This is a genomic window from Corynebacterium sp. HMSC055G02 (genome assembly GCF_001809065.1).
Lineage (GTDB): Bacteria > Actinomycetota > Actinomycetes > Mycobacteriales > Mycobacteriaceae > Corynebacterium > Corynebacterium jeikeium_D.
Map to the genome: position 1 here is coordinate 52,880 of NZ_KV795637.1, position 22,537 is coordinate 75,416.

Annotated in this window: 15 protein-coding genes; 7 read left to right on the forward strand and 8 right to left on the reverse strand. The window is 56.2% G+C overall.

Translation table 11 applies throughout. The features are described 5' to 3' along the window. Positions 1-36 precede the first annotated feature (36 nt). The 4 genes from feoB (at position 37) to HMPREF2547_RS02900 (ending at position 5,573) form a co-directional block, all read left to right on the forward strand. A complete protein-coding gene (gene feoB, locus HMPREF2547_RS02890; protein WP_070549544.1) occupies positions 37-2,010 on the forward strand; it encodes a ferrous iron transport protein B in 1,974 nt (657 codons plus the stop codon). 102 nt (positions 2,011-2,112) lie between these two features. After that, the gene (locus HMPREF2547_RS10705) at positions 2,113-2,430 is read left to right on the forward strand and encodes a FeoC-like transcriptional regulator (protein ID WP_101687554.1); all 318 of its coding nucleotides are present in this window, start codon (positions 2,113-2,115) and stop codon (positions 2,428-2,430) included. A gap of 75 nt (positions 2,431-2,505) precedes the next feature. Then, complete coding sequence (hflX, locus tag HMPREF2547_RS02895) at positions 2,506-4,113, forward strand: GTPase HflX (protein ID WP_070566265.1); 1,608 nt, start codon at positions 2,506-2,508, stop codon at positions 4,111-4,113. Between the two features lie 116 nt (positions 4,114-4,229). Beyond that, positions 4,230-5,573 (forward strand): uracil-xanthine permease family protein, encoded by a 1,344-nt coding sequence (locus HMPREF2547_RS02900; protein ID WP_224433128.1) that lies wholly within the window; start codon positions 4,230-4,232, stop codon positions 5,571-5,573. 92 nt (positions 5,574-5,665) lie between these two features. Here the strand turns inward: HMPREF2547_RS02900 and HMPREF2547_RS02905 are convergent, their stop codons facing one another. From HMPREF2547_RS02905 to lexA, 5 genes are all read right to left on the reverse strand, one after another. Further along, positions 5,666-5,938 carry an HPr family phosphocarrier protein gene (locus tag HMPREF2547_RS02905; RefSeq protein WP_016422625.1) on the reverse strand — a complete coding sequence of 91 codons (273 nt, stop codon included), beginning with the start codon at positions 5,936-5,938 and terminating at the stop codon, positions 5,666-5,668. A gap of 140 nt (positions 5,939-6,078) precedes the next feature. Continuing rightward, positions 6,079-8,238: a PTS fructose transporter subunit IIABC gene (locus HMPREF2547_RS02910; RefSeq protein ID WP_049189641.1), complete on the reverse strand. Its 2,160-nt coding sequence runs from the start codon at positions 8,236-8,238 to the stop codon at positions 6,079-6,081. 35 nt (positions 8,239-8,273) lie between these two features. Continuing rightward, positions 8,274-9,245, reverse strand: coding sequence for a 1-phosphofructokinase family hexose kinase (locus tag HMPREF2547_RS02915; protein WP_016422627.1), 972 nt, complete (start codon positions 9,243-9,245; stop codon positions 8,274-8,276). Then, entirely contained in the window at positions 9,242-10,021 is a 780-nt protein-coding gene (locus tag HMPREF2547_RS02920) for a DeoR/GlpR family DNA-binding transcription regulator (protein ID WP_016422628.1), read from the reverse strand. The genes HMPREF2547_RS02915 and HMPREF2547_RS02920 overlap by 4 nt, the downstream gene beginning before the upstream one ends. 93 nt (positions 10,022-10,114) lie before the next feature. Next, positions 10,115-10,816 carry a transcriptional repressor LexA gene (lexA, locus tag HMPREF2547_RS02925; protein WP_016422629.1) on the reverse strand — a complete coding sequence of 234 codons (702 nt, stop codon included), beginning with the start codon at positions 10,814-10,816 and terminating at the stop codon, positions 10,115-10,117. Positions 10,817-11,681: 865 nt separating this feature from the next. Here lexA and nrdR point away from each other — a divergent pair. After that, positions 11,682-12,164, forward strand: a complete 483-nt coding sequence (nrdR, locus tag HMPREF2547_RS02930) for a transcriptional regulator NrdR (RefSeq protein ID WP_042388651.1) — start codon at positions 11,682-11,684, stop codon at positions 12,162-12,164. On the opposite strand, the gene hrpA is transcribed toward nrdR, so the two are convergent. The 3 genes from hrpA to HMPREF2547_RS02945 form a co-directional block, all read right to left on the reverse strand. Further along, positions 12,161-16,180, reverse strand: coding sequence for an ATP-dependent RNA helicase HrpA (hrpA, locus tag HMPREF2547_RS02935; RefSeq protein WP_016422631.1), 4,020 nt, complete (start codon positions 16,178-16,180; stop codon positions 12,161-12,163). The genes nrdR and hrpA overlap by 4 nt on opposite strands. Before the next feature lie 94 nt (positions 16,181-16,274). Further along, positions 16,275-17,207, reverse strand: a complete 933-nt coding sequence (locus tag HMPREF2547_RS02940; protein WP_016422632.1) for an oxygen-dependent tRNA uridine(34) hydroxylase TrhO — start codon at positions 17,205-17,207, stop codon at positions 16,275-16,277. A 61-nt stretch (positions 17,208-17,268) separates the two neighbouring features. Continuing rightward, a complete protein-coding gene (locus HMPREF2547_RS02945; RefSeq protein WP_016422633.1) occupies positions 17,269-18,771 on the reverse strand; it encodes a DUF1846 domain-containing protein in 1,503 nt (500 codons plus the stop codon). A gap of 216 nt (positions 18,772-18,987) precedes the next feature. Here HMPREF2547_RS02945 and HMPREF2547_RS02950 point away from each other — a divergent pair, with 216 nt between their 5' ends. Both HMPREF2547_RS02950 and HMPREF2547_RS02955 read left to right on the forward strand, forming a co-directional pair. After that, complete coding sequence (locus HMPREF2547_RS02950) at positions 18,988-21,090, forward strand: neutral/alkaline non-lysosomal ceramidase N-terminal domain-containing protein (RefSeq protein WP_070604668.1); 2,103 nt, start codon at positions 18,988-18,990, stop codon at positions 21,088-21,090. Between the two features lie 142 nt (positions 21,091-21,232). Further along, a complete protein-coding gene (locus tag HMPREF2547_RS02955; RefSeq protein WP_049189739.1) occupies positions 21,233-22,450 on the forward strand; it encodes an ABC transporter permease family protein in 1,218 nt (405 codons plus the stop codon). The last annotated feature ends 87 nt before the right edge of the window (positions 22,451-22,537 follow it).

Consider the following 22,537-nt stretch of genomic DNA (forward strand, 5'->3'; position numbering starts at 1 on the left):
TCACCTCCCTTCTGAAAGTAAACAATGACAACACCTATGGATTCCTCAACGCGAAAATTCGCATCTACGCCCAGCTGCCATGCTTGCAGTGGCGGAGCGCCAGCAAAGGATGGTGCACCTGTTGTCGCAGTGGTCGGCGCACCGAACTCCGGTAAGTCAACACTGTTCAATAGTTTGACTGGTGCGAAAGCGCAGATGGGCAATTGGCCTGGTACGACCGTAGAGGTCAGCCGCGGCGCGTGGAAGACCGATGCCGCTGAGTACGATGTCATCGATTTCCCGGGTGCTTACTCGCTGGATGCCATGAGCCCGGACGAAGAGCTCACTCGCGAGATGCTCATCGAGAAACCGGAAGAAGAACGCCCGGATCTCGTCGTTGTCGTTGTCGACGCCACGGCACTGGGCCGTGGTCTCTACATGGCCGCGGAATTGGCGGAACAGCCCCAGCGCATCGTTCTGGCTCTGACCAAACTAGATGTTGCCAAGGCCAAGGGCATCGATGTGAATCCGGACGCATTGCAGTCAGCTATGGGGATGCCGGTGGTGGCGCTGGATCCCCGTCGTAAAGCGGGAATGGCGCGGTTGGCCGACGCGGTAGCAGCGGCTCTGGACGGATGTAGTTCGGTGTCGTCACCGATTCGCCAGGTCGATGGTGAATCGATTGAACGCCGGGACGACGCACGCTTTGCCGCGATTGATGCGGCGGTTGCGGCATCTACGGGCGGGGTGGAAGATCGCCAGACTTTCTCCGACCGCATTGATAACGTGGTTCTTCACCCGGTGCTCGGACCGATTGTGTTCCTGGCAGTTATGTGGGCAGTCTTCCAAATCACGACGACGGTAGCAGCACCGTTGCAGGACGGTTTGGAAACCCTTATTACCGGTAATTTCGCAGATTTGGTTACCCGTGGATTAGAAGCGGTGGGATGGGACCATCCGATTGTCACCGGGCTGCTTGTAAACGGCATCATCGGTGGTGTCGGCATGGTGCTGACCTTCGTTCCGCTAATGGCACTCATGTTCCTGTGCCTCGCAGTACTCGAGGATTCAGGGTATATGGCGCGTGCAGCCGTGGTGGCGGACCGTGTCATGCGTGCAATTGGTCTTCCGGGTAAGGCATTTATTCCGCTCATCGTCGGCTTTGGCTGTAATGTGCCAGCAATCTCGGCAACACGTGTGCTGAGTAATCCGCGCCACCGCATTTTGACGGCTCTACTGGTTCCGTTTACCTCCTGCTCGGCGCGCCTGACCGTGTATGTCATGTTGGGTGCGGTGTTCTTTCCGGAACACGCGGGCACAGTCGTCTTCGCTATGTACGTGATCTCGATTCTGCTGATCGTTCTGACCGGCCTTGCACTGCGTAAGACCCTGTGGCGCACCATGCCGTCGGAACCGCTGGTCATTGACCTGCCAACCTACCAGCTTCCGACCGCACGGCTGGCACTATCTGTGATGTGGATGCGTCTGAAGGGATTCCTGCAGACCGCTAGTGGAATCATCGTCAGCACCGTCATCGTCGTATGGCTACTGATGTCTATTCCGGTTGTCTCCGGGCACTCCTTTGCCGATGAAGACCTGGCACCGCAGGACTCCGCATACGGTGCAGTCAGCGAAACTATTGCTCCTGTGTTTAACCCGGCAGGATTCGGTACATGGTCTCTGACAGGTCCGTTGGTGACGGGCTTTGTGGCCAAGGAAGCCGTCATTTCTACCTGGGCACAGACCTATGCAGTGGAGGACGTCACCGACTCCAATTCGAGCGAACAGGCCTCCAGCCCGCTCGCGGAGAATATTCGACGTGACTTTGACAATGCATCCGATGGACACGGATTGGCAGCAGTCTGGGCCTATATGATCTTCCTGCTGGCTTACACACCGTGCGTGGCTACGCTCGCGGCACAACGTCGAGAGATCGGCGTGAAGTGGACGGGCTTCGGTTTGCTAGCGCAGCTGGTCGTTGCATGGGCACTGGCCGTGATTGTTTTCCAAGGGTTGAAGCTGTTCCTGTAAAGCCTCGTTGATTCCTAGTAGCTTCGGCAAAGCTACTAAGTCACACTTGCGAACTAGAAATCAGATCCAACAAGAATCGCGATACGGAAAGGAGCTATCGCCGTGGGACTCTTTAGAGCCAGGAAGAATACGACGGTTACTCGTCGGCCTTCAGAAGCCGTTCAGGATGCAATTGCGCAGGGCATTAGCTCCCGACGCAAGATTTGCGAAATCACTGGCCTGCAGCGAGCAACGGTAGACCTCATCCTTGACCGCATGGAACACACCGGCCAACTGCGCCGGGAATCCCTCGGTGGCATGTGCCCAGGCGGAGGTTGTTCCAACTGTGGAATGTCCGACAGTGGTACGTGTGCTGGTGGTAGTTCTAAGAGTGGTCCGGTCGCACTGGTTCTGACACGCAGGCCACCTTCTGCAGCCTAAGTCTTGAGCTTCGGCTCGGTATTCTCCGCACACAATGCGGAGAATTTGGCTTGTCATGCGACAATAGCAGCTAGTATGACGAATTTTTCCAACAACTTTGATGAGGTCAGCGGCGAAACGTCGCAGCAAGCTCGCACCTCGCACGAGATGGACGATTTTTTCATCGACGCTAATGATGCTGGCGAAAACGCTGATAGTGCCTCCGGGGATGCGTTCGCAACGAACGTCGGCACGCAAAGGGAACCTACCGTCGGTGATTTGGATCTGGAGGCGCGTTCCTCTCTGCGCCGGCTGACCAGGTCAGTAGCACATACTGAGTCTGAAGAAGTGATGGTCGAGTACCGTCAGCTCCGACTGGAACGCGTTGTGCTGCTCGGTGTCTGGACATCCGGGACCCTGCAGGAAGCCGAAGTGGCGATGGAGGAGCTCGCCGCACTGGCAGAGACTGCAGGTTCGGAAGTTTTAGAGATGGTGCTGCAGCGTCGCGATAAGCCGGACCCTGGTACTTACGTGGGATCCGGCAAGCTCAACGAGCTTCGCGATATTGTCGCCTCTACCGGCGCAGATACAGTTATTTGCGACGGTGAGCTGTCTCCCGGCCAGTTGGTGGCGCTGGAGGATCGCCTTGACGCCAAGGTTATTGACCGCACCATGCTGATTCTGGATATCTTTGCTCAGCACGCGAAGTCCAAGGAGGGCAAGGCGCAGGTCTCGCTGGCACAAATGCAGTACCTGTACACGCGTCTGCGCGGCTGGGGCGGCAACCTATCGCGTCAGGCTGGTGGTCGCGCGGGCTCCAACGGCGGCGTGGGTCTGCGTGGTCCGGGTGAAACTAAGATCGAAACCGATCGTCAGCGCCTACGCCAAGATATGGCGCGAATCCGCAAGGAATTAGCTGGCATGAAGACTGCGCGTGAGATCAAGCGCGCACGTCGTAAGGCTGGACACCTGCCGCGCGTGGCAGTTGTCGGCTACACCAACGCGGGTAAATCTTCGTTGCTCAACGCACTGACAGGCGCTGGTGTGCTGGTGGAAGACGCGCTGTTTGCGACGCTGGATCCGACGACTCGTCGCACCAAGCTTCGCGACGGTCGCACGGTGATTATGACCGATACGGTCGGATTTGTTCGCCACTTGCCGACGCAGCTCATTGAAGCTTTTCGCTCGACCTTGGAAGAGGTGCTCGAAGCCGACGTCATCATGCACGTCGTAGACTCCTCTGACCCATTCCCGCTGGAGCAGATTAAGGCTGTCAACAAAGTCATCAACGAAATCGCGGAGGAAGAAAAGGCCGAGATTCCGCCCGAGCTGTTGGTAGTCAACAAGGTGGACAAGGCCGATGGCATCACTCTGGCGCAACTGCGCCACCAGCTCGATGATGCGGTCTTTGTCTCTGCGCGAACGGGTGAGGGGATCGGTGAACTGGAGACCCGACTCGAGCTTGCACTCAATGAGCTGGAGTCTCACGTCCACATGTTGATCCCCTATGACAAGGGCAATATTGTCTCCATGCTCCACGAAGATGCGACCGTGCTGTCGGAGACATGGACAGAGCAAGGCACCCAGATGGATGTGCGTTTGCCCACTAGCCTCGCGGATGAACTGTCGGCATACCGCATCGAACCTGCAGCGGATCCTCACTTCACGGCGGATGCGAATGAGGATAGTAGCAACGACGCCTAGTCGGAAAAGGGAGAGCGGAGTTGGAATAGGGAGAGCGACAAAGAGCTCCGGCAGTCCTGGGTTTAATGCGGTATCCGTGGCGTGATCTGCGGTGGGCATCCACTAGCATTACAACCATGAATTCTACTTCTGACGCGGAGACCCAACAGGGAACCTCCGCAAATCCGCCTGCTGAAAACGCCGAACGTGGCCGTCTTTTCGGTTGGGATATTCACGGTGACGGTCGAAAGATTGCACCGGGAGCCGTGGTGGCTCCCAACGAACGCCTCGATTGGCCTCGTACAATTGGCATTGGCGCACAGCACGTCATTGCCATGTTTGGTGCAACTCTTCTGGTGCCGCTGTTGACTGGTTTCCCAGTCAATACCACACTGCTGTTCTCGGGTATCGGCACGATTGTCTTCCTGCTAATCACCCGAAACCGCTTGCCCTCTTACCTGGGCTCGTCGTTTGCCTTCATCGCACCACTGACCGCGACACAGGCGCAGGGTATTGGTGTTCAGCTCGGTGTCGTGCTCTGCGCCGGCATCGCGCTCATGCTCGTTGGCTGCGTTGTAAAGTTCGCCGGCAAGCGTGTCCTCGATGCAGTGATGCCACCTGCAGTAACCGGTGCCATCGTCGCTCTCATCGGACTTAACCTGGCGCCTGCCGCCACGGAGAACTTCGCCACTCAGCCGTTGGTCGCATTTGTCACGATGGCATCCATTGTCTTCGCAACCGTCGCTGGCCGCGGTATGGTCAGCCGTCTGGGTGTCCTTATCGGCGTACTAATCGGCTGGGTCTTCGCCGCTGCCACTGGAAATCTCTCGCCCGAGGCTACAGAAACTGTCGGCAATGCCGCCTGGATTGGTCTGCCCGCATTCCACGCGCCGGAGTTCCACTTCAATGCGATGCTGATTGGTCTGCCCGTCATCGTAGTACTCATCGCAGAGAATGTCGGTCACGTCAAGGCTGTTGCTGCCATGACCGGCCGAAACCTCGATGACATCGCTGGCGATGCTCTTATTGCAGACGGTCTAGCCACCACCATCGCCGGTTCAGCTGGTGGTTCTGGTACCACTACCTACGCTGAAAATATCGGTGTTATGGCCGCTACCCGTGTCTATTCGACCGCAGCTTACTGGGTGGCAGCTTTCACCGCCATTGCACTGGCTTTCATTCCAAAGTTCGGCGCACTCATCTTGACCATTCCTACCGGCGTGCTCGGTGGGGCAACGATGGTGCTCTACGGCCTGATCGGTTTGCTCGGTGTGCGCATCTGGATGGACGAAAAGGTCGACTTCAACAACCCGGTTAATCTCACCGCTGCCGCCACCGCGCTGATCGCGGGTATCGGTAACCTCACCCTCGACATTGGTTCGCTGACGCTGGAGGGTATTGCTTGGGGGTCGGTCGGCATTATTATCGGCTATCCAATTTTGAACTGGCTCTACAATCGCATCGGCGAGAACCGCTCGTAGGCCACCCGTCCAGGGCAGAATCTCGCACGAATGCTTAACGACGGACCCCGTGACCGTTGCCACGATGTTTCGTCGTTAAGCTCTTTTGCTTTTTAATCGCTCAGGTCTTGGGCGATGAGTTCGGCGATTTTCTCTACCGCAACCGCGTTACTACTGGTCACAGTGACTTCATCGCCGAATTCGGCACCGAGTGCCATGAGCATCAACGAGGATGAAGCATCGGCCGGTTCGTTGTCGGGCTCGTCTGAGTCAAGGAGCTCGACCAGAATTTCTTCCTGAAAACGGGAGGCACGCTCAGCGATGACCGTTGCAGGGCGGGCATGAATACCCACCTTGGAGCCGACGTGGACATGTTGAGTAACCATGCGAGCGGCATCCTGCCTTTCTGCTTCTCGATTTCCTCGATGCCATTTCTGAGCTTAATAGGTTGCCCGGATGGGTTGGGGAATGTTTGCTGAAAATCGTAGAAATGCTCGTTGGGATAAACCAGCCGGTGCGGTAAAAACTACGCTTCCGCTGAAACGTCTGCTTCTAGGTTTTGATTATCGGTGCTGACTTGCCGCGGCCACAGGCTTTTAGCTGCCACAACGAGAATTGCTGCCACTATGCTGCCCAAGACGATTGCAGTAAGCCATGCGACAGGGTTGTCGATTGCAAACAGCACAAAAATACCTCCGTGCGGAACACGTGTGGCCGCACCCAAAGCCATTGAGGTGCCACCGGTGACGGCACCGCCAATCACAATCGACGGAATCACACGTAGCGGATCTGCGGCGGCGAAGGGAATTACTCCCTCTGAAATGAAGGCCGCACCGAGCACCCAGCCCGCTTTGCCGTTTTGACGCTCCGCCGAACTGAACAGCTTTGGTCGGAGCACAACTGCCAGAGATGTAGCCAATGGAGGTACCATGCCCGCCGCCATCACAGCGGCCATGACCTTCCATGATGCGGGATCTGCTGAGGCGATGTTTGCGACGGCAAAAAGATAAGCAGCCTTGTTGATCATTCCGCCCATATCCACGCACATCATTGCGCCGAGAAGACCACCGAACAGGAACGCCGCCGTCGTATCCAGTGATTGCAGCCACTGCTGCAGAGCCGTCATCAGCCACGCCAGCGGCATCCCGAGCAGCAGGTACATGGTGAGCCCAACGGACATAGCGCCGAGCATAGGAATCACGACAACCGGCATCAGCGGTCGCAGCCAGTCCGGGACTTTCATCCTCAACAGTAGGGCTACAACTAGTCCCGCCAGGATGCCTGTCACCAGGCCCCCAAGGAAGCCGGCGCCAACCGTGACCGCGATGGCACCGCCAATAAAGCCTGGTGCAATGCCGGCTCTGCCAGCCATGCCAAAGGCGATATAAGCACTCATTACAGCCACAATGACCTGCATGCCGTGGTTGCCAATGGCAAAAAGCGCCGAGCCGAGATACAGCCACAGCCCACTACGATCAATTAGCACGGTGCCGAGATCTTCTGTCGGCACAGCAATCGGGGCATCGAGTCCGATAATCTCCGGCAGCCGCAAATCCCTAGTCACGGCGTCAGCTACTACACCAACCTGATGACCGCCGACGAGGAATCCCAGCGCAATCAACAACCCCGATGCGGCCACGAACGGCACCATATAGCTGACACCGGTCATAATGGCATCACGAACCCAGTGTCCGAAGGCTTTGTCACCGCCTAACGATGATTTATGTGCCCCCACCTTGGTAGTTGCTTGTACCCTCTCAGATGAAGGGTCTGCGCCTGTAGTACCGGTTTGCGAACCGGCCTCCTTGTCGTGGTCATCCTTAGGTTGCGGCGCCTTTCGGTCGTAGGCGCGAACCCGTGATTGTTCTGCTTTTGCCTTCGCTTGTTTAATAACCGCAGTAGGTTCATTGACTGCCTTACGAATTGGCACTTTGACCTGTGGTTTATCGCTGAAGCGCTTAAGCCCCGTAACCCCAATATCGGCTGCGATTACTAGCACGTCGGCCCGGACAATTGCCTCTGCGGGGGCTTCCTGGGTTCCTGCCGAGCCCTGCGTCTCTACAGTTAGTGTGACATCAGACATGCTTTCTGCCGCGCCAGTAAGCGCTTCGGCTGCCAAATAAGTGTGTGCGATGCCCGTGGGGCAGGCCGTGATGGCGACGATATTGGTCTTCGCCGGAGGTTTTTTCGCTTTCCGACGAGGCGCTTTGGTGACGTGCTCGCTAATGATCCGGGCAGTCTCTTCATCGCTTTCAGCACCGCGAAGAGCTGCGCGAAACCCCTTATCGCGAAGTGCTTTTGCGAGTGCGGCCAGAATATCGACGTGGACATCGCTGTTACTAGATGGGACACCAATGAAAAAGAGCAGGTCCGCCGGCCCATCTGGTGTGGTGAATTCTGTAGCGCTGGTTAAGCGGGCAAACATCAGGGTCGGCTTCGACCAGTCCTCATGGCGGCAGTGGGGGATGGCTATCCCTCCCGACAGACCTGTCGGGGCCTTCTCTTCGCGTTCGAGGGCTGCTGCGACGATGCCGTTGCTGTCGGTGGCGCGGCCGGTCTCTACAGCTTTAGCGATGAGATAGTTAAGGATCTTCTCCTTTTGCGGACCGATATCTAGGTCAAGGAACACTGTCGACTCATCGGCTAGGTCTGATGCAATAGCGGAAAAATCTGCCGAAGAAGACATGGTTTTCTAATGCTCCTTATCTAGGCATCGAAAAGCTAAGTGTCGAGCTGCCATAACCGGCCGGCCTCGGGGTGAACCTGTTCTGGATAGGGGATGGTCGTACCGGGAAGACTGGTTGCCGCCGCCCCATAAGCTACGGCGGTGGTTAGTGCATCTTGGTAGCTATCACCGCGTTCGCGGGACATAACGTAGCCGGCCAAAGCACAGTCTCCAGCACCGACCGTCGACTGAGCGACTATCGAGGGGGAGGTAGCAGCGAAACAACCGCCTGACTTCACTGAAAGCACCGCCCCTGCTTCGCCGAGAGTGGCCAGGACTTCGGAAACGCCAAGCTCGTTCAGCGCACGAGCAGCCTGCGCTACGGGAAGATAGTTCCCTTCGGCTGCAGCGGCCTCAAGTTCTTCGCCGTCCTGATCAATGATTTGACCAAGTTCGTAGGCGTTCGGCTTCATCAAAAAAGGTCGCACCTTTGGAAATGCGCGAACGACCTCAGTCAGTGGGCCGTCGCTCGTATCCATAGCAACACGAATATTCGGGTTGACCGAATACACCGCCTCGGTGCATTGAACGTAAAAATCCCTGGGGACACCAGGGGGCAATGAACCTGCGAAAACTACCCACGTGGCGTGTTTAGCATGGTGGATAAGTTTCTCCAGGACACGCCTACGGTGCGCTTTCGTCAATGTCATGCCAGGGGAATTGAGCTTGGTGGTCGTCCCATCTGGCTCTGCGAGTGTGAGATTAACGCGGGCTTCGTTAGTCGTGTTGATGGCTTCATGGGGTATGCCAGAGACTTCCAACAGGCGCGTGAATTTTCCGGAGTCCGATGCCGGGTAGAGCGCGAGCGTCTTTTCTCCGGCGTAGTGCAACGCCTTGGACACATTAATTCCCTTGCCACCAGCCATGTCCTCAGCCATTGGTAGGCGGAACACGCCACCTCGCTTGAGCTCCGTATCGAGTCGAGCAAGTCGATCGATTGACGGATTTACAGTCAAGGTCAGGATCATGAAGCAACCACAACCTCGACACCTTGCTCCCTGAGATCGTTGACGAACTGTTCCGGGGCAGAGGAATCTGTAATCACGACGTCGATATCTTCCAATGCTGCAAAGCTGACGAGAAAGTCGCGGCCAAGTTTCGTCGAGTCCGCCATAACGATGACCTTGCGCGCATTCGTAATCATCGCGCGCTTTACCGCCGCTTCCTGCGGATCAGCAGTAGAAAGACCGTGGTCAATTGTCAAGGCATTAGAACCAATGAAAGCGACATCGGCACGCATAACCGCGAGAGTGCGGAGTGCCGTATCGCCAGCAACCGCCTGAGTAATGACGCGAACTTGGCCGCCAAGGAGTTGAAGCTCAATGCGGTTCGATCCTGCGAGTGTGATGGCGTTGGGAAGAGAGTTTGTGACAACCGACCAACGGCGGTTATCAGGGGAGTGGACCATCAGCTCTGCAAGAGCCTCGGTGGTAGTTCCAGCATCGAGAAAAATTCCACCACCAGAGTCAGGCAGAAAATCCGCAGCACAGCGGGCAATAGAGAGCTTCGCGTCCTTTTGCGCGTTCTTTCGAGCGGCAACTGAAAACTCAACAGTCTGAAAAGAACGAGTAGCCACAGCGCCACCGTGTACGCGGTGAACTGCGCCCTCTGCATCCAACTGAGCTAGGTCACGGCGAATCGTCTCTGCTGTGACATCGAAAGCTTCCGCAAGATCAGCGACCGTCACGCGCCCTTCGACTGCTGTCAAAGACGCAATCTTCCGGCGGCGTTCCTCTGCGTACATTCCCCGCTCCTTAGCTGTTAAGAAATTTCAGCTTTACTATCTGTTCCCAGTATGCCCGTTTATGTCTGTTTCGGGCAACGAAAATGTGGGAAATTAGAGGCTGCGTAGGACGCTGACAATCTTGCCGAGGATTTTGGCGTGCTCCGCGGGGAGTGGGTCAAAGGCGCGATTATGGGGCATGAGCCACTTGCCAGCAGCGTCTTCGTGCCATTCCTTGACTGTTGCTTCATCTTCAAACAGGGCTGCAACGAAATCTCCCTGTTCGACCACGTCTTGGGAACGGACTACCACCCAGTCTCCGTCGAGAATGCCCGCGTCAACCATGGAATCACCCACGACCTTGAGTAGGTATAGCTGACCAGAGCCCGTAATCTCCATCGGAAGTGCCATGTGACTTTCCACATGCTGCTCCGCCAAAATAGGGTTGCCAGCCGCAATCTGTCCAACGATAGGAACGAAGATTGGCTCTGGCATGTCCTCTGGCATCTCGGGAGTTTGGGTGGTGCCAGTAGCCTTTGGCCCAGGCTTTACCGGAGTGAAAGTGCCAGCGGAGGACTTCGAATCCCTTACGTTTACCGCGCGGGGTTTGTGTGGGTCGCGGCGGAGAAAGCCCTTCTTCTCCAACTCCTTGAGTTGGTATGCCACCGACGAGGTGGAATTCAAGCCCACAGCATCCCCAATTTCTCGAATGCTCGGTGGGTATCCGCGAAGTACGACGGCATCCGAAATGACGTCAAGAATCCGACGCTGCCGATCGGTGAGTGTTTTAGGGTTCGCTTTCTTCTTTTGAGCCATGGAACATCCCTTCTCAAACTCTTTCGAATGAATCATAACTCAAAACTGTTCGAATCGTCGAGCATCGAACACTGTGCGCCCTTGAATTCTTTAGAAAACGTGTACATTATCCGTGCTCGGAGGCGGTGATGATGTCGAAAATCGAAAATAAATCCGGATAGCAGTAGACAATATTCGAACATGGTGTTATAAATCGAACATGACAAGTTACTCGAACAGTCGTTTGATGAAAGGGTCTAGACGGATTCTCCGCATCCGCCCTTGGACATAGTCTCCACAGCGTCGGGAAACGGTCGTACAACTCTTATTCTCTCCAGGCCGGCAACGGTGGGAGAGTCAACGTTGGAAAGGGAGAAAACATGATGTCTACGGTTTCAACCGCACTTGGTGTTAGCAGCACATCTGATATTGACTTTTCTCAAGTTTCCGAGCTCCCTGCTCGGACGACACGGAAAGCCCCGTTGGTGTGGGGTGAACGTAGTGCGTCTTGCACACAGCACATCGTTCGGCCCGGTCAGCGTGCACGTATTGCACAGCGCAATCGAAATGGGGCTTCATCGGCGCGAATGCGGAGGGACAGGTCGCGGCCCAGTCATGTCTCGGTCAACTACGGGCGTCCGTCTCTATCCGTTAGCAGGGCGCAGCAGTCCAATCGTAGTGATGTATCCGCAGGCACTAACCTGACTCGCCTGATGGCGGTATGGGCTCTAGGGCTTGGTGCTTTCTTCGGAGTTTTCGGCAGCATGGTCTTTGAACAGGGACAAAGTGAGGCGGTCGAAAGCACCTTTACGTCTACGTACGCTTCCTACTCCGCGCAATAATCATTCCAGTTTCCGGTGTTGGGGTGGGACGTAGACTGGAGACCGTGTATTGCCAGTTTTGTCATCATGATCAGACACGAGTCTTGGACTCACGGTTGATAGATAACGGTATGGGGATTCGTCGCCGAAGGGAATGCCTGAATTGCGGCAAACGTTTTTCTACGATTGAACGCTCGCAGCTGATGGTCGTTAAACGGGATGGAATCCCTGAGGAATTCAACCGCGAAAAGGTTATCCAGGGTGTTCGACGTGCGTGCCAGGGGCGCGAAGTATCAGAGTCTCAGCTGAAGAAACTTGCACAAAAAGTGGAGGAGAGCCTCCGCGAGAAAGGCACGCCCCGGGTGGACTCAAACGATATCGGCCTTGCCATCCTTGAGCCGCTCAAAGAACTGGACGAAGTTGGCTATCTCCGCTTCGCTTCGGTGTACAAGTCCTTTTCCTCCGCGGACGATTTCGCGCAAGAGATTGCCAGCATGCGCAAGGGGAAAGGACCGCAGGCTAATGGCAACGAGGTTAAAAAGAACTAACGCAGTTTATCCACACGTTTCTTTATTCGAGTCAGGGATACGCTCTGGGCGGTACCCAGCCGTTGTGCGAAAAGGCTGACGCGCAGCTCTTGAATGAGCCACTGAATATCCCGTACCTCCGCGGAATTCGAACGTGCCTTAGGCAGCTGCTGAAGCTTTGCCGCCAAGTATTCGCGGGCCTCAGTCACCTCATCTTCACGTTCGGCATCACGGTCCGGGTCACGGTTCATTTCCTCAAGCCGAATCTCCATCGCTTGGAGATAACGTGGCAAATGTCGTAGGTGCTGCCAACCGTGCCTTGCCACAGCGCCCTTAGGGAACATGAACTCCAGCTGGCGACGCATATCGTCAATAGCATCGCCTTCCCACTTGTTTAGCTGATTTACCACCGAGACATAACGAGGCATTGCCTGGGCAACGCCGACGACCAATTGGCGCACCTCTGAGGCGACTCCAGAACGAACGTGTTCGAGTAGTTTGTCGAATTCCTTCGGATCGCGGACCGGGCCGCCGGCAGCCATCATACGGTCGCGAATCACTGCGACACGGCAGTCCTCGACAAGCCCATCGGCGCCCCCATGTGGCCATGCGTCCACGCCAACACGTTGCTGGAGTGGAAGCCCCTTAGTCATTTGTGCACCATTTACTGGGCAATCCCGCAATAGCATTGTCAAGTTTGTGGTCGCCAACGTCGCCTCAGCCTGAGCCTTAGTTGGTTTGACCTCAATGGCCACGCCATCCTTGGTGGTCACCAGCGTCGGATACATCGTGACGGACTGACCGTCGACATTACTTTTGACCGTTAATGAGACGGCGCCCAAGTTCTCTGAAGTCCACTTTTTCACAGCTTCGCGTGCTGCAGACTTCGAACGTTTCGACACAGCAGTTGAGACCGTCGAGGCATGCTTGTCTCGAAGCGCAGCAAGATCTCGGCTCTGATCGACGATCTTTCCATGGCGGTCGACCACTGCGTAGTTAAAGCGCAAGTGTGCTGGCAGCTTCGAAGGGGCAAAGTCTGCACCATTGATGCCCGAGCCTCCGAGTCGTCGTAAAGCATCGGCAAAAACATCGACGAAGCGGCCTGAGTACGGAGTCATCGTCTCCAGCGCGCGGCGTGCGAAATCCGGGGCGGGGACAACGGACTTCCGCAGTGCCTTCGGCAGAGTGCGAATGTAGGCTTCCGCGAGCTCAGCGCGAAGACCTGGTACCTGCCAGTCGAAGCCATCTTCACGCAGACCTGCAAGAAGAGGCACGGGGACACGGAGAGTCACACCGTCATCAGGGGCGCCCGGTTCGAATTTATAGGACAGAGAGAAATCGACCGAGCCCTGCTGCCACATTTCGGGGAAGGCGTTGTCGTCGATGTCGCCGGCTTCGGGGTTGAGCAGCTTATTGGGATCAAAGTCCAGTAGATTTGGCTGCTTGGGCTTAGTTTTCTTCCACCAGCGGTCAAAATTGGTGGCCGTGGTGATAGAGGCGGGCAGCTTGGAGTCGTAGAACGCGTAGAGCACGTCGTCATCGACGACAATGCCGCGGGAACGCTGCTTTTCCTCGATCTTCTCGGCTTCGGCAAGTTTGTCTTGATTGTTCTTAAAGAACTCGTGATGTGTGTTCCATTCGCCGTCGACAAGCGCAGAGCGAATGAAGATCGAGCGGGCGGCGTCGGCATTGACTCGGTGATAAGGCATCAAACGGTCAACCACCACGGGCACGCCGTAGAGCGTCGACTTCTGGTAAGCCATCGCTGCACCGCGCTTAGTAGACCAGTGAGGCTTTGAGTACTGGTGCTTGAGCAGATGAGGGGCTACCTTCTCTAGCCACTGCGGCTGAATCGTGCCGACGTTGCGCGCAAAAGTGCGCGAGGTCTCGACGATTTCCGCAGCCATCACCCAGCGAGGCGGCTTCTTTGCCAACGCGGACGAGGGGTGAATGAGGAACTTAGTGTTGCGGGTGCCAGTAAATTCCTTGCCCTCGCCCTCGCGCGTACCAATCATCGATAACAGACCCGGTAACAGTGACTTTGCCACCTCGTCGGGATTGTCGACACCGTTGGTTGAGCTGCGGGCCGAAAGATGCCAGCCCAGCTCGGCCGTTGCCTGGTGGAGCTGACGCACCAAGTCCTGCCACTCGCGAACGCGCAGATAGTGGAGGTACTCGCGCTTGCACATCTTGCGGAATTGGTTACCGCTAAGCTCGCGACGCTTTTCCTCCAGGTACTCCCAGAGCTTCAGTAGGGAGTTGAAGTCGCTGGTGGTGTCCTTAAAACGGGCATGTAGCTGATCTGCCTGAGCTTGGAACTCCAGTGGACGTTCGCGAACATCCTGCAGAGACAAAGCGGCGACAATGACGGTTACCGCCCCAAGAGTGGTGTTCTCGTACCCTTCGACCAGCATGCGGGCAAGACGCGGGTCGACTGGGATACGGGCAATTTGTCGGCCGATGTCCGTCAGCTCGGGGGCATCAGACCCCGACGTGGTGGTAATAGCCTGAAGCTCTGTGAGCAGGTTAATGCCATCGCGGATTGCTTTGTGCTCTGGTGGCTGGACAAAGGGGAAGTCCTCAATCGCGCCAAGCCGCAGTGAAATCATTTGCAGTACAACCGAAGCGAGATTGGTGCGCAGAATCTCCGGATCCGTAAACTCGGGGCGCGAGAGAAAATCCTCTTCGCTGTAGAGACGAATCGCCACACCATCAGCTACACGGCCACAGCGTCCAGAGCGCTGATTCGCGGATGCCTGGCTGATGTCCTCAACTGGCAGGCGCTGCACCTTCGTGCGGGTGGAGTAGCGGGAAATGCGTGCGGTACCAGTATCGACGACATACTCGATACCAGGGACCGTCAGCGACGTTTCCGCAATGTTGGTCGCCAGCACAATGCGACGCCCGGAATGCGGAGTGAAGATCCGATGCTGCTCTGCATTAGATAGCCGACCGAATAGTGGAACGGCTTCTACACCTTTCCAGTGTTTGCCCTCGATGGCTTCGGCAGCTTCTCGGATCTCTCGCTCACCCGAAAAGAACACCAGGATATCGCCGTCGCCAAGCCGCATCAGCTCTTCACACGCAGCGATTACACCATCGATCTGCTCGATGGCGACTTCCTTTTCCTGCCCATTCTTCGCAACAACGGTCCGCACCAGCGGGCGATAGCGGATTTCCACCGGGTAGGTGCGCCCCGACACCTCGATGATGGGCGCAGGGTGCTCGTCGTCAGGCGCGAAATGACGAGCGAACCGTTCCGGATCAATCGTCGCGGAAGTGATAATGATTTTCAGATCTGGACGCTGCGGCAGAATATGCTTTAAATATCCCAGCAGGAAGTCGATGTTGAGGCTGCGCTCGTGCGCCTCATCGATGATGATGGTGTCGTACTCGCGTAGCAGTCGGTCGCGGCCAATTTCGGCCAGCAGGATACCGTCGGTCATCAGTTTGATGCAGGTATCCTTGCTCACGCGATCATCAAAACGCACTGCATAGCCGACGTGCTGTCCAATCTTTTCGCCCAGCTCATGAGCGATGCGCTCCGCGACGGAACGCGCCGCAATACGACGTGGCTGAGTGTGACCAATCTTGCCCCGCACGCCGCGTCCCAGTTCGAGGCATATCTTCGGGATCTGCGTAGTCTTACCAGAGCCAGTCTCACCAGCAATAATGACGACCTGGTTGTTTTCAATTGCCTCTGCAATGTCGTCGCGGCGCGCGGACACCGGCAACTGGGCAGGGTAGGTGATGCGAGGAATCGCTTTACGACGATCTTCTAACCGCTCCAGCGCAAAGTCGAGGTCTGCAGAGATTGCAGACAGCGCCTTCGGCGCGGATGCTCGCTTTAGCCGGCGTCGGAAGGACTGAGCCTCCCGAATCGGCAATTGATCAGCGAGCTGGTAGAGCTCCTTTTTACGCGTGTCCTTAGCAGGTTTGCCAGAGCGCTGTGGCCTGGCGGAATTGCGGTGGCCGGAGTGGTGGTTTCCCGACTGGGCACGTGGAGCTGGTTTATCAGAACGGCTAGGAGTACTCATGGTTGCCTACTAGATTAGCCGCGTCTGGGGAGACAACCCACATCTGTGCTGATTAAGAGGTGCTCGAGATAGTCCGATGGCAGCAGGGAGCGTCCTACTTTGCGGCTGCTAGCTCTTCGGCAACTTCCTTGCAGTCCTCGCGCCCACAGTGCTGTGTCTCGGTGTGCTCCCAGCAATCATCGCAAATAAGCACCTGACGACGGCAGGTATCTTCGTTGATGCAGTTCTGGAAGGTGTTTGTGGGCTTGCCGCAGTGGACGCAGTGCCCGAGCTGTACGTAGTCCTCGTCTTCGATGCCATCGCCAAACTCCATATGCATGCGCTTGTCGAAGACATATAGGGAGCCTTCCCACAGCCCCTTATTGCCAAACTTTTCGCCGTAGCGCACAATACCGCCGTCGATTTGGTAGACCTCTTCGAAACCGCGGTTCTTCATAAGTGCGGAGAGGATCTCGCAGCGGATGCCGCCGGTGCAGTAGGAGATAACCGGCTTGTCCTTCATCCAGTCGTACTTACCGGATTCCAGTTCGTCGATGAAGTCGTGCGTGGTCTTTACGTCCGGGACGACAGCGTTTTTAAACTTGCCAATCTCGGCTTCCATTGCGTTGCGGCCATCGAAGAAGATGACATCGTCGCCGCGTTCCTCGACCAGTTTATTGACCTCTTCCGGCTTCAAATGTGTGCCGCCGCCAATGACACCATCGACATCGACTTTCAGCTCACCCGGAGCACCGAAAGCGACGATTTCGTCGCGAACCCTGACGGAGAGTTTTGGAAAGTCATCAGCGCCGCCTTCGCTCCACTTGAACTGCATGGAGTGAAAAGCGGGGTACTGCTTGGTTTTCTTGATGTACTTCTTGCAGGCATCGAGATCACCGCCGACGGTGCCATTGATGCCGTGCTCGGACACCAGAATGCGGCCCTTGAGCCCTAACGACTCGCAAAGATCGCGCTGCCATAGCATGATGGCACGCGGATCGGACAGTGGGGCGAACTGGTAGTACAGAAGAATCTTGCTGATGCTCACGGGGACTATTCTAGTCTGCTCTCTCAGTTATCCTATTTTCGGCGTGAGCTGCTGGTATGGCTTAGTGCTTCTGATAGAGAGCCTTCTTCTGGTACTTAGGCTCCGAAGTCACTAGCACACCGAGGTTGCGGAAAATTGTTTCGTCCACGCTGCCCAGAATGGTGGTGGTGTGGACATCGCAGTTTCGAAGGTTCTTCAGCTCGGCGAGGGCTGCGCGGGCATCGTCGCTGGTGGCCGCCGACACGGAAAGGGCGATAAGAACCTCGTCGGTATGTAAGCGGGGGTTGCGGCTGCCCAGGTGATGCGTCTTAAGCGTTTGAATTGGCTCAATGGCAGCTGGGGAGAGCAAGTGCAAGTCCGGGTCGATATTGGCGAGCTTCTTGAGAGCGTTGAGGAGCATTGCTGCTGAGCATCCGAGTAGTTCAGAAGTCTTGCCCGTGATGATTGTGCCGTCGTGCAATTCGATTGCGCTACCCGGTGCCCCGGTAGATTTCTCAACTTCAAGTGCTGGTGCGACGACTCGGCGGGCGGCTGTCGACACGTTGGCCTTGCTCATAATCATGGCAATGCGCTGTGAGACTTCGTCGTCTGCGCTGTTCTTGTGTTCGTCGACAAGAGCCTTGTAGTAACGGCGAACGATTTCCTGGTTGGATGCCTCTCGGCACACTTCGTCATCGTCGATACAGTAACCGGCCATATTGACGCCCATGTCGGTCGGTGACTTGTACGGCGACTCGCCCGCGAGCTTCTCCAACAGAGTGCGCAGCAGTGGGAAGACCTCGACATCACGGTTATAGCTGGTGACCTTGGTGTCATAGGCGGCCAAATGAAAAGGGTCGATGAGATTGATGTCATCGAGATCAGCTGTTGCCGCCTCGTAGGCCAGATTTACCGGGTGTTCGAGTGCCAGGTTCCAGATAGGGAAGGTCTCAAACTTTGCGTAACCGGAACGAATTCCGTGTTTGTGATCGTGATAAATCTGCGATAGACATGTCGCCAGCTTTCCAGAGCCCGGGCCCGGCGCTGTAACAACGACCAAGTCCCGCGACGTTTGCGCCCATTCATTCAGCCCGAAGCCGGCTTCACTGACAATTTTCTCCGTGTTTGTCGGGTAGCCCTCGATATTGCGATGGCGGATTACGCTCAATCCGAGTCGCTGCAGGCGCTCAATGAAGTTCTTTGCCAGGGTGTTGTCGTCGGAAAGCTGCGTGACGACGACGCTGTCGACTAGAAACCCGCGTTCACGAAAGACATCGACGAGGCGCAGCACATCGTCTTCGTAAGTGATGTCGAGGTCAGCGCGGACCTTGTGGCGCTCCAAATCCTTGGCATTGATGCACACCATGATTTCCAGATCGTCTTTGAGGCGATCGAGCATAGCGATTTTATTGTCAGGCGTGAAGCCGGGGAGCACGCGCGAGGCATGCATGTCATCAAATAGCTTGCCGCCCATTTCGAGATAGAGCTTGCCGCCTTCACCTGCGATGTCTGCGCGCCGCTTCTTAATATGAGCGGATTGCATTTCGATGTACTTTTCGCGGTTAAAACCGACAGCCTGAGCCATGGTGCCCTTTCTGAAGTTGTGTCTGCGAGGAGCGCGCTAAAGCTTGCGAAATTCTACTGTGTCCATGGTAGTGATACTGCCTTGCGAATGTCGTATCGGTTACTGCTGTCGCGGGGGGAATTTTGGGAACTTTGGCTTATTAGGCCACGCGTAGGGGATTGTCTGATTAAAGTCCAACATATTGATATTCAAAAAGAAATATGAAGAGGATGTGACATGCTCGATCCCCAGATGGCATCATCGTCGAATTCGGCAGACCCAACCGCACGCGCCCCGTACCAAGTGGGCAGGCGAGGCTTCCTCGTCGGAGCAACTGCCGTGTCAGCTGCGAGTATGATGCCTGCCGTAAATGGTGCATCAAAGGCAAACGCCGCTCCTGCAAACGGGGCTTCTGCCGCCGCGGGGAATTCGACCACCACTTTGAATGTCGGTCGAGGAATGGCTGACATGACAGGCGAGCCACTCGGCGCTGGCATGAACGGGTATGCGGTCATGGACCAGACCACCTCGGGTCTGCGTCTTCGCCAGATGGCGCGTGCATTCATCTTCGGTGATGACAACGACAACCGTGTCGTCCACGTCACCGCAGATATGGGGCTCATGTTCCAGTCCATCCAGATGGAAGTTCTGCGGCGACTGCGAGCTCTCTTCGGAGACCTCTACCACGAGGGCAACGTGCTTATCTGCGCATCTCATACGCATGTCGCGCCGGGTGGTACATCGGGCCATCTTATGGTCGACCTGACTACTCTCGGTTTCCGTCCCGTCACTTTCGAAGCTGTGGTCGTCGGTGTGGTCAAGGCTATTGAACGTGCACACGCTGATTACCAGCCGTCGACTATCCACCTGACCAAGGGGATTGCCAAGGATGCGGGTGTTAACCGCTCCCTGGAGGCATTCAGGCGTAACCCCGAGGAAGAACAGCGTCTTTTCCCCGACGGAGTCAACCCGGAAAGCCATACACTGCACGTGAGTCGCGGTGGTCGCGAAGTCGGATTCATTAACTGGTATGGAATTCATCCGACCACCTTCGGCCCCGAGCACACCATCATCGACGGCGACAACAAGGGCTATGCAGCATGGAAGGTTGAGGTCGACCGCGGGGTTACCCACCGTGAGCCGGCCGATGCCCCCTTTGTCGCCGCATTTACCATGTCGTGCCCGGGTGACATCAGCCCGAACATGGGGCTCGTGCCAAATTCGGGTCCCGGCAACGGAGACGAAGCAGAGTCCGCCCGCATTCTCGGTCAGCGTCAGATTGACGCTACCCAAGGCCAGACCATTGCACTGCCAGGAGGCGGGATCTCCACCGTCCACAAGTGGGTCAACCTCGGCGATGTCGACATCGATGGCCAATTCACGCCCGATGGCCAGCCACACCGCACTGGACCTGCAATCCTCGGTGCGGCCTTCGCAGCCAGTAGCCAGGAGGACGGCGGCGGCGAACCGGCCCTAGGTTTCAACGAGGGTCAGCGTGGAGGCACACCGTGGGTACGTCAGCTCAATAACGTCGTACTCCCGAAGAATATCGGGGAGATTCAGGGTGAGAAAGAGTGCCTGCTGCCAGTGGGCTACATCGATGGTCTTCTCCAGCAGACCCATATGTTCTCCATCACCCGCATCGGTGGCTTCACCTTGATCACCAACGGCCTTGAACCCACCACGATGTCGGGTTACCGCATGCGTCAGCACGTCGCCGAAGTCCTCGGCGTTCCAATCGACACTGTCATCTGCCAGGGCTACACCAACAGCTATGGACACTACGTCGTTACCCCAGAGGAATACGATCAGCAGGACTACGAGGGCGGCGCGACGGCTTTCGGCAAGTACACGCTCAGTGCGATGATCTCCATCTATCACGATCTCGCCCACGCGCTTGCCGACGGCATGGCTGTCGACCCGGGTAGTGCTGCAGGTGATCTCACTGGCATCATCCCGCCGTCGCCAGCAGGAGGAAAGATTATCGATTCCGCACCAATGGGCAAGAATTTTGGTGACGTGCTCGAATCGACTGCAAGCATCACGGTAGGGCAGAAGGCCGTTGCCCAATTCGTCGCGGCAAATCCGAATAACGACTTGCGACTGGAAGACGGCTACCTACTTATCAAGAATGACCGCGGCGAGATTGTTTCCGACGACTGGGACCAAGCAACTGTCATTGAGTTTGCCAAGGACGGTATTTATACCACCGCCAAGGTCACTTGGGAGACCGCAGGAGTCGCGCCGGGCAAGTATGACATCATCGTGCGTGGTAGCGCGTTGGGTGTCGGTGATTCACTGAACGAATTCGAGGGAGTCGCCGCGGTGGAGCTCGTGTAAGAACGTCCAATTAAATACGTCCATGCGCATAATGTGACTTATACTTCGGCCTTTAAAATCTCGTCAAGGCCTTGTCTCACGTATAGTCCGTTGTGCGCATTATTTGTATGTATACGTCAATTTGGCAGGAGCAATTTGCTTCATGAATACCTCAAACGATCCATATAGCAACAACGATCCTTACGGTGACGGCAGCCGGGACAATGAGTCCAATAACTATGACTCCCAGAGTCACGGTTTTCCCAACAATGGTTCGCAGGATTACAACCCTTACGGGTTCGATTCGGACGCACAACATGGCCCGCGTGGACCAGAGGATTCGCCACAGTGGAATCAGGCTTACGGCCGTGAACAGGCTTATGGCGAAATTCCTTCTTATGGAACTGGCGAGTCTCGCGATAGTTATGCCGGGCAACCCCATGGTGCGGACTCGAGCTACTGGCAGCAACCGGCAGGTGGGAATCCTGCAGCCGGCGCGCTTGCTCCAGGTGTCAACATGCCAGGTGGCGATGAGCCGCCGGTGAAGCCTGTGGCACAGGGGTCGACGAAGGTCGACATTGGACGTGCCTTTTCCGCGGCGTTTCGTAGTCTAAACAGCAATTTTGCTTCCTGGCTTGGCATCATGCTGACGTTCTTCGCCGTACTAGTTGCCCTGATTGTTGGCGCAGCGGCAATTCTCTTTGCATCTGGTGACTTCGATCCGGACTTTGAGCCGAACTATCCAGGCGATGTTCCGTTTGAGGATTTAGGGTCGATGTTCGCGACTCTCGGCGCGATGGCACTGCTATTTGCGGTGGGCATGTTCGCGATGCAGGCATTCATGCTGCGCGGTGCGTTCGAAGCTGTCGACGGGCGAGTGCCGAGCTACGGTACTTTCTTCCGTGTAAACCGGTGGGGATCTCTTATCGGTGCCTACATTGTCACGTTCCTGGTGGGGCTGCTCGCCATGCTTCCGGGGATGGCACTCTTCATCGCTGGAGCATCCCTGTCTGCCAACGGCAGTGAAGCTGCAGCTGCGATGATTCCCATCGGCTACCTGTTGGTATTTGTGCTGTCCATCTTCATCATGCCAATCACAGCGACTATGCCGCTTCTTGTTTTTGATGGTCGAGCAACAGCACTTGAGGCTCCGGTCGTCGCATGGCGCTTGGTGAAGCCTCAGTATTGGACGATGCTCGTTGCATTCATTCTGACGTCGATTGTTTCTTCCGCAGGTGCAATGCTCTTCTATATCGGTATGTTGTACACAGTCCCGCTTGCTCTCCTAGTGCAAGTACACATCTACCGTCAGCTCATCGGTGGCCGGCGGGTTATCAATGAAGCCCAGGAGAATCCGGGTTATTACCCGCCACAGCAGTAGCCAAAAACGAACAAGAAAAAGCGCCCAAGGAACCGGTACAAATTGGTTCCTTGGGGGGTTAAGTAAAGAAAAGTGTGTCCGCATGCC